The 12507-nt window shown below is 60.9% G+C and carries 10 protein-coding genes; 8 read left to right on the forward strand and 2 right to left on the reverse strand.

Annotated features, from left to right (window positions below; translation table 11 throughout):
* Positions 1-16: 16 nt before the first annotated feature.
* The 4 genes from AB4N48_RS02565 (at position 17) to AB4N48_RS02580 (ending at position 5930) form a co-directional block, all read left to right on the forward strand.
* Positions 17-1381 (forward strand): DUF1329 domain-containing protein, encoded by a 1365-nt coding sequence (locus AB4N48_RS02565; protein WP_024014265.1) that lies wholly within the window; start codon positions 17-19, stop codon positions 1379-1381.
* Between the two features lie 253 nt (positions 1382-1634).
* Positions 1635-4370, forward strand: a complete 2736-nt coding sequence (locus AB4N48_RS02570) for a LuxR C-terminal-related transcriptional regulator (protein ID WP_056790235.1) — start codon at positions 1635-1637, stop codon at positions 4368-4370.
* Between the two features lie 63 nt (positions 4371-4433).
* Positions 4434-5075, forward strand: a complete 642-nt coding sequence (locus AB4N48_RS02575; protein ID WP_162245422.1) for an MBL fold metallo-hydrolase — start codon at positions 4434-4436, stop codon at positions 5073-5075.
* 120 nt (positions 5076-5195) lie between these two features.
* Positions 5196-5930 (forward strand): OmpA family protein, encoded by a 735-nt coding sequence (locus AB4N48_RS02580; protein ID WP_041479972.1) that lies wholly within the window; start codon positions 5196-5198, stop codon positions 5928-5930.
* Between the two features lie 255 nt (positions 5931-6185).
* Here AB4N48_RS02580 and AB4N48_RS02585 read toward each other — a convergent pair whose 3' ends face one another.
* On the reverse strand, positions 6186-6620 hold the full coding sequence (locus tag AB4N48_RS02585; RefSeq protein WP_016773251.1) for a Z-ring associated ZapG family protein: 435 nt from the start codon (positions 6618-6620) through the stop codon (positions 6186-6188).
* Positions 6621-6764: 144 nt separating this feature from the next.
* Here AB4N48_RS02585 and AB4N48_RS02590 point away from each other — a divergent pair, with 144 nt between their 5' ends.
* From AB4N48_RS02590 to zapE, 3 genes are all read left to right on the forward strand, one after another.
* The gene (locus AB4N48_RS02590) at positions 6765-7394 is read left to right on the forward strand and encodes an alpha/beta hydrolase (protein WP_252878192.1); all 630 of its coding nucleotides are present in this window, start codon (positions 6765-6767) and stop codon (positions 7392-7394) included.
* Between the two features lie 24 nt (positions 7395-7418).
* The gene (locus tag AB4N48_RS02595) at positions 7419-8774 is read left to right on the forward strand and encodes a tryptophan--tRNA ligase (protein WP_041479971.1); all 1356 of its coding nucleotides are present in this window, start codon (positions 7419-7421) and stop codon (positions 8772-8774) included.
* Positions 8775-8864: 90 nt separating this feature from the next.
* Complete coding sequence (gene zapE / locus AB4N48_RS02600) at positions 8865-9959, forward strand: cell division protein ZapE (protein ID WP_460094741.1); 1095 nt, start codon at positions 8865-8867, stop codon at positions 9957-9959.
* A gap of 175 nt (positions 9960-10134) precedes the next feature.
* On the opposite strand, the gene AB4N48_RS02605 is transcribed toward zapE, so the two are convergent.
* Positions 10135-11031 carry a GlxA family transcriptional regulator gene (locus AB4N48_RS02605; protein WP_163012735.1) on the reverse strand — a complete coding sequence of 299 codons (897 nt, stop codon included), beginning with the start codon at positions 11029-11031 and terminating at the stop codon, positions 10135-10137.
* A gap of 250 nt (positions 11032-11281) precedes the next feature.
* On the opposite strand from AB4N48_RS02605, the gene AB4N48_RS02610 reads away from it, so the two are divergent.
* On the forward strand, positions 11282-12418 hold the full coding sequence (locus tag AB4N48_RS02610; RefSeq protein ID WP_460094743.1) for an acyl-CoA dehydrogenase family protein: 1137 nt from the start codon (positions 11282-11284) through the stop codon (positions 12416-12418).
* The last annotated feature ends 89 nt before the right edge of the window (positions 12419-12507 follow it).

Here is a 12507-nt window from a genome sequence, read left to right on the forward strand (position 1 = left end):
CAGGACGAACGAATTTATGAAAATAACAAAGAGTCTGTTCCACGCCGGTGTTCTGGGCCTGTCGCTGCTGGCGACCAGTGTCATGGCGGCGGTGCCTGCTGCCGAAGCGGATAAACTGGGCAAGAGCCTGACGCCGATGGGCGCGGAAATGGCCGGTAATGCCGACGGTTCGATCCCGGCCTGGAAACCGCTGCCGAAAAATGCCGGCAGCGTCGACAGCAAGGGCTTCCTGTCCAACCCTTACGCCAGTGAGCAGCCGCTGTTCACCATCACCGCCAAGGATGTCGACAAGTACAAGGACAAGCTTGCGCCGGGCCAGTACGCGATGTTCAAGCGCTACCCGGAAACCTTCAAGATGCCGGTCTATCCGTCCCATCGCGGCGCCACCGTGCCGGATGACGTGTTCGCCGCGATCAAGAAGAACGCCACCAGCACCAACCTGGTGTCCGGCGGCAACGGTCTGGAAAACTTCGATACCGCCGTACCATTCCCGATCCCGAAAACCGGTGTGGAAGTGATCTGGAACCACATCACCCGCTATCGCGGCGGCAGCGTGACCCGTCTGGTGACCCAGGCCACGCCGCAACCGAACGGCTCGTACAGCCTGGTGTACTTCCAGGATCAGTTCGTGTTCCGCGACAAGATGAAGGACTACGATCCGGCGAACCCGGGCAACATCCTGTTCTACTTCAAGCAGAAAGTGACCGCGCCGGCGCGTCTGGCCGGTGGCGTACTGCTGGTGCACGAGACGCTCGACCAGGTCAAAGAGCCGCGTTCGGCGTGGGTCTACAACGCCGGGCAGCGTCGTGTGCGCCGTGCACCGCAAGTGTCGTATGACGGCCCGGGTACTGCCGCCGACGGCCTGCGTACCTCGGACAACCTCGACATGTACAACGGCGCGCCGGATCGTTACGACTGGAAGCTCGAAGGCAAGAAAGAGATGTACATCGCCTCCGACAGCTACAAGCTCGACGATCCGAAACTGAAGTACTCGGACATCATCAAGGCCGGTCACATCAACCAGGACCTGGCTCGCTACGAGCTGCGCCGCGTCTGGCACGTGGTCGCGACCCTGAAGGAAGGCCAGCGCCACATCTACGCCAAGCGTGACTTCTACATCGACGAGGACACCTGGCAGGCAGCGGTCATCGACCACTATGACGGTCGCGGCCAACTGTGGCGTGTAGCCGAGGCGCATGCCGAGAACTACTACGACAAGCAAGTGCCGTGGTACGCCCTCGAAACCCTCTACGACCTGCAGTCCGGCCGCTATCTGGCACTGGGCATGAAGAACGAAGAGAAGCAGGCGTATGACTTCGGCTTCACCGCCACCACCAGCGACTTCACCCCGGCCGCTCTGCGTCAGGATGGTGTTCGCTAAACCTGCGTAAACCCGAGGCCGCATCCTCGTGAAAACGCCCCGACCGGTTCGGGGCGTTTTTTTGCGTGCGGTTTCACGCCGCAGCTCCTACACGGATTCATCGTGGTCGCGATTGGTCGGTGATGCCGGATTTTGGCGGCGCTGTGTAGGCTTTTTGTAGCCATTTGTAGCAGCGACCTTCATTACCTCTTCGTTTAAGGCTAGGCTGCGGACATCTGCAACGCCGCCAATCGCCTTCGAACAAGAGCCGGCCATGACTGATCTGTCCCCACTTCCGGGTCCCGCAAGCATCACCGTCGCAGCACTGGACGGGCGTTTTTTTCGCCCGCCGCTGCCTGATGGCTATGTCTTGCGGCCGCGCCTTTGCCAGCGTCTGCAGGCCGGGCTCGGAGGTCGGTTGCTGCTGGTCAGCGCCCCGGCCGGGTTCGGCAAAAGCTCGCTGGCAGTGGAGTTCTGTCAGAGCCTGCCGGCGCATTGGCAAAGTCTCTGGCTGGGCTTGAGTCCGCGTGACAGCGATCCCGGACGCTTTCTTGAGCGCTTGCTCGAAGGTCTGCAGGACTACTTTCCGGCCTTGGGCGCTGGCGCTCTTGGTCTGCTGAAAATGCGTCAGCGTCATCAGCCATTCGCTTTTGAAGAATGGCTCGACGGTCTGCTCGATGAGCTGGCGCTGCACCTCGATCCTGCTGCACCGCTGCTGCTGGTGCTCGACGACTACCACCTCGCTCAGGGGCCGGTGCTGGATCGTTGCCTGCAATTCTTCCTCAATCATCTACCCGATGGCTTGCTGGTGATGGTCACCAGCCGTCAGCGCCCGGACTGGCATCTGGCGCGTCTGCGCCTGTCGCGGCAGTTGCTCGAGCTGCACGAACAGGACTTGCGCCTGACCCACGACGAAGCCCTGACCTTGCTCGACCGCCACAGCAGCTCACTGCGCGGCGAAGCACTGGAAAGCCTGATCCAGCGCAGCGAAGGCTGGGTCGCCGGCCTGCGCTTCTGGCTGCTGGCGGTGGCCGAGGCGGGCAACGATGCCGCGCTGCCGCAAGCATTGAACGGCGGGGAAGGGCTGATTCGCGACTATCTGCTCGAAGAAGTCATCGATTGCCTGCCCGCCGAAGTGCAATCCTTCCTCTACGAAACCGCTCCGCAGGAACGCTTTTGCAGCGAGCTGTGCGACGCCGTCCGCGAAGCCCACGACAGCGCCGAGATCCTGCGCTTTCTCCTCGCTCACCAAGTGTTTCTGGTGCCGCTGGACGAGCACGGTCACTGGTATCGCTATCACCATTTGTTTTCTGACTTGTTGCGCAGCCGGCCGATCGCCCAGGCGATGGTGCCCAACGCTACCCTGCATTTGCGCGCCTGCCGCTGGTTCAATGCGCAAGGCCTGCTCGACGAAGCGGTGGAGCAGGCGTTGCGTGCCGGGCATCTCGACGTCGCGGCGAATCTGGTACAGAACCTGTCCGAAGAACAGCTGCTCGCCGAGCAGAACGTCGGCATGCTGCTGCGCTGGAAAATGGACTTGCCCGACAGCCTGCTGATCAGCACGCCACGGCTGATCGTGCTCTACAGCTGGGCGCTGGGGCTGGCCTGTCAGCTCGACGCCGCTGAAGAGCTGGCCAGCCATTTGAGCCGTTTCCTGCCGGCGCCTTCGGCCACCGCGCAAAAATCCATGCTGGCGCAATGGCTGGCGCTGAGCGGGATCATCGCTCGCGGGCGCGGCCATCGCGATTTGACCCTGCGTTATTGCAGTGAAGCGCTGGAGAGCCTGCCGGCCAAGCGTTATGGCCAGCGGCTGATGTGCCTGTCGACCTTGTCCAATCTGGCGATCGCCGACGGTGATCTGTGGCGCGCCCGTGGCCTGAACCGTGAATCCCTCGAGCTGGCGCAACGGGTCGGCAATCCATTATTCGAAGCGTTGGCTCACTACGACAGAGCTCGAGTCTTGCAATCGAGGGGCGAGATTCTGCGTGCGCTCGATGAAGTGCATCAGGGCCTGGAACGCTTGCGCGGTCTGTCGCCGCAACGCCTGTACGCTGTACGCGCGCGGCTGACGTTGTACGAAGGTTTCCTGCTGGCGATGCGTTTGCAGCCGCAAGCCGCACGCGTGCGTCTGCTGGCCGGCATTGGCGAGGCGCGCGCCTGTCGCGACATCAGCGTGCTGATCGGCCACTGCGTGATTGCCCGCCTCGACGGCGCCAGCGGCGAGTTCGCCAAGGCCTTCGCCGAACTCGCCGAAGCCGAACGCCTGATGCACATCTGGGACGTGCCGCCGATCTACTATCTGGCGATGATCACCCTGGTCAAATGCGAGCTGTGGCTGGCCCAGGGCCGGATTGATCTCGCCGAGGCGTGGCTTGCACGATTGGGCCAGACCTACACCGGCGAAAACGCTGCGGCGCCACCGGAGTTTCATCCACAGCTGCCGCTGCATGTGGAACTTCAACAGGCGCTGCTCGATGTGATTCAGGGGCAGCCTATGCTCGCCGAAGGGCGGCTGAACGTGTTGCATGAAAACGGCCAGCGGACCGGACGCCAGTTGCTCAGTGTGATGGCGTTGACGCAGAAGGTGGCGCTGTTGCTGTCGAGTGGACGCGAGCCCGATGCGCGCAAGGTGTTGAGTCAGACGCTGGAAGCTGCGGCCGGCGGCGTTTACCAGCCTTTTGATGCGCTGCTGAAAAACCATGCCGACTGGTTGCGCGGACAATTGCAGGCGCTCACTTGCAACGCGGTCGGCCAGCAATTGCTCACGCATTTTCCAACAGCCGCGCCACGCCCGGCCGTGGAAAGCTCCGCTACCGAACAACTCAGCAGCCGCGAACTGGCGGTGCTGCGCCTGATCGCCCAAGGCTGTTCCAATCAGGAAATCAGCGAGCAGTTGTTCATTTCCCTGCACACGGTGAAAACCCACGCCAGCCATATCAACAGCAAGCTGGGGGTCGAGCGGCGTACGCAGGCAGTGGCGCGGGCGAAGGCGTTGGGGTTATTGCTCTAGCGACGGTAAAATTCGCCATCGGCCGTTGCCAACGGCGTTGACCCTGTCCAGGATTTTTCCATGATCACGCCCAGCCCTGCGCTTATCCGCGAAACCTTCCCCGTCGGCCCGCTCCAGTGCAACTGCACGATCATCGGCGACCCACTCACCAAAAAAGCCATCGTCGTCGATCCCGGCGGCAACCCGGACCTGATCATGGCGCGCCTCGATGCCCATGGCCTGAAAGTCGTCAGCATCATCCACACCCACGCGCATCTCGATCACTTTCTCGCTTCCGGGCAGATGAAGGAGAAAACCGGCGCGACCCTGCATCTGCACAAGGAAGACCAGTTCCTTTGGGACAATCTGGAGATGCAATGCCAAATGTTCGGCGTGCCTTACACCCCGGTTCCATCGCCGGATCGCTGGTTGAGCGATGACGAAGAACTAGCCTGCGGTTGCGGTGTGGCACTGCACACGCCGGGACATACACCCGGGTCCATGAGCTTTTGGTTTTCCGAGGCTAAGCTGTTGATAGCCGGCGACACGCTGTTTCGTCGCGGGGTAGGGCGTACGGATTTGTGGGGTGGCGATCAGGCGACCATCGTGCGTTCGATCAAGCAGCGGCTGTATACGCTGGACGAGGACGCAACGGTTGTCACCGGGCACGGCCCGGACACGCGTCTGGGTGATGAGATGCGCGAGAACCCGTTTGTGCGTGCCTGAATTTTTTGTCACGGGCAGCGGGCGGAATTTTTAGGCATTGTCATGATCCAACGCCCGCGCAGGTCCATTGATTGATCAGTGGCCGCTGCACCACAGAATGCAGAAAACCAGGAGCTCTCCATGTTCACCACGCGTCGTTTGATTATTGTCGCTACTGCCGTGGCCGTGCTGTCCGGCTGCGCCTCGCCTAATCCGTATGACAATCAGGGTCAGGCCGACGGTGGCTCGCAAGGCATGAGCAAAACCGCCAAATACGGTGGCCTCGGTGCACTGGCCGGCGCACTCGCCGGTGCCGCCATCGGTCACGACAACCGTGGCAAGGGCGCCTTGATCGGCGCTGCTGTCGTCGGTGCCTCCGCTGCCGGCTACGGCTACTACGCCGACCAGCAGGAAAAGAAACTGCGCGCGAGCATGGCCAACACTGGCGTTGAAGTGCAGCGGCAGGGCGATCAGATCAAGCTGATCATGCCGGGCAACATCACCTTCGCCACCGATTCGGCGAACATTGCCCCGAGTTTCTACCAGCCGTTGAACAACCTGGCCAACTCGCTGAAGGAGTTCAACCAGAACCAGATCGAAATCGTCGGTTACACCGACAGCACCGGCAGCCGCCAGCACAACATGGACCTGTCACAGCGTCGTGCGCAGAGCGTGGCGACCTACCTGACCTCGCAAGGTGTCAGCGGTGCCAACCTGTCGGCCCGTGGCGCCGGCCCGGATAACCCGATTGCCAGCAACGGCGACGTGAATGGCCGCGCGCAGAACCGCCGGGTCGAAGTCAACCTGAAGGCGATTCCGGGCCAGCAGTATGGTGGTCAGCAGCAACAGCCGGGTACGGTGCAGCAGTATCCATAAGCGATTGCCTGAATGAAGAAATGCCCGATCCTGTGATCGGGCATTTTTTTGTCTGGGCAGTGCCGGCCTCTTCGCGGGCAAGCCCGCTCCCACCGGTATTGGCGGTGGCCACAAAGTCTGTGTTCCACACCTGACCCCTGTGGGAGCGGGCTTGCCCGCGAAGAGGCCAGCGTTGTGACCGCAAAATCAGCCGATACAAAAAAGCCCCCGGACAACAGCAATGTCCGGGGGCTTTTTGTTCGCAGCGAAGACTGCTTACTTCTTCAAACCATAATGTTCATCGAGCATGCCAGGGGAATTTGGCGATTTCGGTGCGTAGTCACGCGGTGGCTCCTGATCGCGCGGTGGCGTCAGGCGTTCGCGAGGTGCTTGCGCTGCGTCGGCGTGCAGGGCGGCGATCAGGCGCTGGCGGGTCTGCTCGTCCAGGGCCAGACGATTGGCGCCCTCGGCGAGGTGGTCCTGCACTTCCTGATAGCTCTGGGTCAGTTTCTTGACCAGCATCGCGGTGCTGTTGAAGTGGGTGACCACTTCGTTCTGATAACTGTCGAAACGCTCCTGGATATCATCCAGTTGACGCTGCGTGCGGCTCGGTGCGGCGTTCGGCGCAACGCGCGCGATCAGGAATCCAATGGCGACACCCACAACCAGGGCAAGAGTCGGTAACAACCAAACTAAGAGCGAGTGTTCCACGAGTCCTTCCTCTATAAACGGCTTTGCTTTACGTTAACGGCTCGAACCTGCGCTGTATACCGCGATTCACTCGCAATAGATTGGCACAGACAATTTGCTAGACGAGTCGACCCGATTCGAGGTCACGGAGTTCCTCCCTTGCTGATGCGTGAAACCCCTGTAGTGATTGACGGCCCTGTCGGCCAAATTGAGGCTTTGTATCTGGATAACGAGCAGCCGCGCGGCATCGCGCTGATCTGCCATCCGAACCCGGTACAGGGCGGCACCATGCTCAACAAGGTCGTCTCGACCCTGCAGCGCACCGCGCGCGATGCAGGCCTGATCACCTTGCGTTTCAACTATCGCGGCGTCGGCGCCAGCCAGGGCACGCACGACATGGGCACCGGTGAAGTCGACGACGCCCAGGCCGCCGCCACATGGCTGCGGGAAAAACACCCGGATCTGCCGCTGACCCTGTTCGGTTTCTCCTTCGGCGGATTTGTTGCAGCAAGTCTCGGCGGCCGTCTCGAAGCCCAGGGCGTGCAGCTTGAGCACCTGTTCATGGTTGCCCCGGCGGTGATGCGTCTGGGCGAGGAGGATCAACTGCCGCAGCACGGCGGGTTGACCGTGATCCAGCCGGAAACCGATGAAGTCATCGATCCGCAACTGGTCTACCAGTGGTCGGAACAACTCCAGCGCCCCCATGAGCTGCTGAAAGTGGCAGAATGCGGACACTTTTTTCACGGCAAGCTGACCGATCTCAAGGATCTGCTGCTGCCGCGTCTCTCGAATTGATTGCAGTCTGACAAGCGATTACCCATGACCAACCGTACCCGCATTCTCACCGGCATCACCACCACTGGCACGCCGCACCTGGGCAACTACGCTGGGGCCATTCGCCCGGCAATCCTCGCCAGCCGCGACAGCCAGGCAGATTCGTTCTATTTTCTGGCCGATTACCACGCCCTGATCAAATGCGATGACCCGCTGCGCATCCAGCGCTCGCGTCTGGAAATCGCCGCGACCTGGCTGGCCGGTGGCCTCGATGTCGACCGCGTGACGTTCTACCGCCAGTCCGACATCCCGGAAATCCCCGAGCTGACCTGGCTGCTGACTTGCGTCGCCGCCAAGGGCCTGCTCAACCGTGCGCACGCTTACAAGGCGTCGGTGGACAAGAACCTCGAAACCGGTGAAGACCCGGATGCCGGCATCACCATGGGCCTCTACAGCTACCCGGTGCTGATGGCAGCGGACATCCTGATGTTCAACGCGCACAAGGTGCCGGTCGGTCGCGATCAGATTCAGCACGTGGAAATGGCCCGCGATATCGGTCAGCGTTTCAACCATCTGTTCGGCCAGGGCAAAGAGTTCTTCACCATGCCCGAAGCGCTGATCGAAGAAAGCGTGGCGACCTTGCCAGGCCTCGACGGTCGCAAGATGTCGAAGAGCTACGACAACACCATTCCGCTGTTCAGCAGCGCGAAAGAAATGAAGGACGCGATCTCGCGGATCGTCACCGACTCCAAGGCCCCGGGCGAAGCGAAAGATCCCGATAACTCGCACCTGTTCACTCTGTTCCAGGCCTTCGCCACCCCGGCGCAGGCTGACGAATTCCGCAGCGAACTGCTCGGTGGTCTGGGTTGGGGCGAGGCGAAGAATCGCCTGTTCCAGTTGCTCGACAATGAGCTGGGCGAGGCGCGCGAGAAGTATCACCAGTTGATCGAGCGTCCGGCGGACCTGGAAGACATCCTGCAGATTGGTGCGAAGAAGGCTCGCGCCGTGGCCACTCCGTTCCTCAACGAATTGCGTGAAGCCGTTGGCCTGCGTTCTTTCGTCAATCAGGTTCAGGTGGCCGCGACTACCAAGAAGAAAGCCGCGAAAGCCGCACGTTTCGTCAGCTTCCGCGAGGACGACGGCAGCTTCCGTTTCCGTCTGCTGGCGGCCGATGGCGAGCAATTGCTGCTGTCGCGTAACTTCGCCGACGGCAAAACCGCCGGCCAGGCGACCAAACAGTTGCAGTCCGGCGAGCCCCTGGATGTGCGTACTGAAGAACTGAGCTTCAGCGTCTGGCTGGCCGGTGAGTGCGTGGGCGACAGCCCGGCGTTTGCCGACATCGGTGCGCGGGACGCCGCCATCGAGGCGTTGCGCGTCGCGCTGACTCCAGCTCAAGACTGATCGGCGGCACGACCCGACCAAGGGCCGATTGCCATTCCCACAGGCCGTCGCTACAGTGACGGCCCGTTTTTGTTGCCTTGCTAACGAATTATGACGCCCCTAGAACGATATCAAGCTGATCTGAAACGCCCGGACTTCTTCCATGACGCCGCGCAGGAAACTGCTGTGCGTCACTTGCAGCGTCTGTACGACGACTTGATCGCCGCTGACCAGAACAAGCCGGGCTTGCTCGGCAAGCTGTTTGGCAAAAAGGATCAGGCACCGGTCAAGGGCCTGTATTTCTGGGGCGGCGTCGGTCGTGGCAAGACTTACCTGGTCGACACCTTCTTCGAAGCATTGCCGTTCAAGGAAAAGACCCGCACGCACTTCCACCGCTTCATGAAGCGTGTGCACGAAGAAATGAAGACCCTGGGCGGCGAGAAAAACCCGCTGACCATCATCGCCAAGCGCTTCGCGGCCGAGTCGCGGGTGATCTGCTTCGATGAATTCTTCGTCTCCGACATCACCGACGCGATGATCCTCGGCACGCTGATGGAGGAGTTGTTCAAGAACGGCGTGACCCTGGTCGCGACGTCGAACATCGTTCCGGACGGCCTGTACAAGGATGGCCTGCAGCGCGCGCGCTTCCTCCCGGCCATCGCGTTGATCAAGCAGAACACCGAGATCGTCAACGTCGACAGCGGTGTTGACTATCGTCTGCGTCACCTCGAGCAAGCCGAGCTGTTCCACTATCCGCTCGACGAAGCCGCCCACGAAAGCCTGCGCAAGAGCTTCAAGGCGCTGACGCCGGAGTGCACGGCAGCGGTGGAAAACGATGTGCTGATCATCGAGAACCGCGAAATCCGCGCTTCACGCACCTGCGACGACGTGGCCTGGTTCGACTTCCGCGAACTGTGCGACGGCCCGCGCAGCCAGAACGACTACATCGAACTGGGCAAGATCTTCCACGCCGTGCTGCTCAGCGGCGTCGAACAGATGAGCGTCACCACCGACGACATCGCCCGTCGCTTCATCAACATGGTCGACGAATTCTACGACCGCAACGTCAAACTGATCATTTCTGCCGAAGTCGAGTTGAAGGATCTGTACACCGGCGGACGCCTGACCTTCGAGTTTCAGCGCACGCTGAGCCGACTGCTGGAGATGCAATCCCACGAGTTTCTGTCGCGGGCGCACAAGCCTTAAGCGGAGTCTCGGCGACAAAAAAAAGGGCCTGCGATTGCAGGCCTTTTTTATGCGCTGAAGTTTTTCCCTGTGGGAGCGAGCCTGCTCGCGAAAGCGCAGTGTCAGCAACGTCAATGTTGCAGGTAAGTACGTATTCGCGAGCAGGCTCGCTCCCACATTGGATCGCGCAGTTGAGTTACGCAGCCTGCTGAAACTGCTGCCGATACTGGTTAGGCGACAGTTCAGTGTGCTGGCGGAACAGTCGCGCGAAGAAGCTCGCATCGTCGTAACCGACCTCATAACTGATGGTCTTGATGCTCTTGCGCGTGCCCGAAAGCAGGCCCTTGGCCGTCTCGATGCGCAGGCGCTGCAAGTAGTGCAGCGGTTTGTCGCCGGTGGCGGTCTGGAAGCGGCGCATGAAGTTGCGGATGCTCATGCCGTGCTCGCGGGCGACGTCTTCGAAGCGGAACTTGTCGGCGAAATGCTCTTCGAGCCACTGCTGGATCTGCAGGATGATCACGTCCTGATGCAGCTTCTGCCCACCGAAACCGATACGTCCCGGCGAATAGCTGCGCTGCACTTCGTAGAGGATGTCGCGGGCCACGGCTTGCGCCACGTTCGCGCCGCAGAAGCGTTCGATCAGATAGATATAGAGATCGCAGGCCGAGGTAGTACCGCCGGCGCAGTAGAGATTGTCGGCGTCGGTCAGGTGCTTGTCCTGATTCAGATAGACCTTGGGGAAACGTTCGGCGAAGGCATTGAAGAAGCGCCAGTAGGTGGTCGCTTCCTTGCCGTTGAGCAGCCCGGCTTCGGCGAGCCAGAACACCCCGGTAGCTTCGCCGCACAACACCGCACCGCGCGCATGCTGTTCGCGCAGCCATGGCAGGATCTGCGGGTAACGGCCGCACAGGGTATCGAAGTCGTCCCAGAACGCCGGGAGGATGATCACATCGGCGTTTTCCAGGCCACCGTCGACCGGCATGACCACGTCGCTGAAGCTTTTCACCGGTTTGCCATCCGGGCTGACCAGGCGCGTTTCAAACGCCGGTGTCAGGCCGTGGCCCAGTTGTTTGCCGTAACGCAGGCTGGCCACATGGAAAAAATCCTTGGCCTGCATGAGGGTGTAAGCGAAAACCCGGTCGATGGCCAGGATGCTGACGCGCCGCAAGGGCGGGGAGACGTGCTTAGACATAATTCAACTTTTGTTTTGTTTTTATAAGGGAAAGTGGTCACCAGACGGCTGGATCGTCTTATTTTTTGTCGGATGTGTCCAGTGTCCCGTAGCGGAAGCGGGGCTTAGTCTCTGAGAGCCGAATCCCTCCAACAACAAAGAAAGGTGCCGCATGATCCCTAGAACCCTGTTCAGCCCCGAACACGAATTGTTCCGCGACAGTGTGCGAACTTTCCTCGAAAAAGAGGCCGTGCCGTATCACGCGCAGTGGGAGAAGCAGGGGTACATCGATCGCGCACTGTGGAACAAGGCGGGGGAGGCGGGGATGCTTTGTTCGCATCTGCCGGAGGAGTACGGCGGGCTGGGCGCGGATTTCCTCTACAGCACCGTGGTTATTGAGGAAGTCGGGCGCCTGGGACTCACCGGCATCGGCTTTTCCCTGCACTCGGATATCGTCGCGCCGTACATCCTGCATTACGGCAGCGAAGCGCTGAAGCACAAGTACCTGCCGAAACTGGTCTCGGGCGAAATGGTTACGGCGATTGCCATGACCGAGCCTGGCGCCGGTTCCGACCTGCAAGGGGTGAAAACCACGGCGGTGTTCGACGGTGACGAATATGTGATCAACGGCTCGAAAACCTTTATCACCAACGGCTTTCTGGCTGATCTGGTCATCGTGGTGGCCAAGACCGACCCGAAGGCCGGGGCCAAGGGCACCAGCCTGTTTCTGGTGGAGGCGAATACGCCGGGCTTCGAGAAAGGCAAGCGCCTGGAGAAGGTCGGCATGAAAGCGCAGGACACCTCCGAATTGTTCTTCCAGGACGTGCGCGTGCCGAAGGAAAACCTTCTCGGGCAGGCGGGGGCCGGGTTTGCCTATCTGATGCAGGAGTTACCGCAAGAGCGCCTGACCGTGGCGATTGGCGGCCTGGCCTCGGCTGAAGCGGCGTTGCAATGGACGCTGGATTACACCCGTGATCGCAAGGCGTTCGGCAAGTCGATTGCCGATTTCCAGAACACCCGCTTCAAACTGGCCGAAATGGCTACAGAGATCCAGATCGGCCGGGTTTTTGTCGACCGCTGCCTGGAGCTGCATCTGCAAGGCAAACTCGATGTGCCGACGGCGGCGATGGCCAAATATTGGGGCACCGACCTGCAATGCAAAGTGCTCGACGAATGCGTGCAACTGCATGGCGGCTACGGCTTCATGTGGGAATACCCGGTGGCCCGGGCGTGGGCGGATGCGCGGGTGCAGCGGATCTATGCAGGCACCAATGAAATCATGAAGGAGATTATTGCGCGGTCGCTTTGATGATCGTTCCCACGCTCTGCGTGGGAATGCCGCCGGGGACGCTCCGCGTTCCGCTGTTGAGGTAATCCGACTGGCCCCTTCGCGAGCAG

The sequence above is a fragment of the Pseudomonas sp. S2_C11 genome (assembly GCF_054668395.1).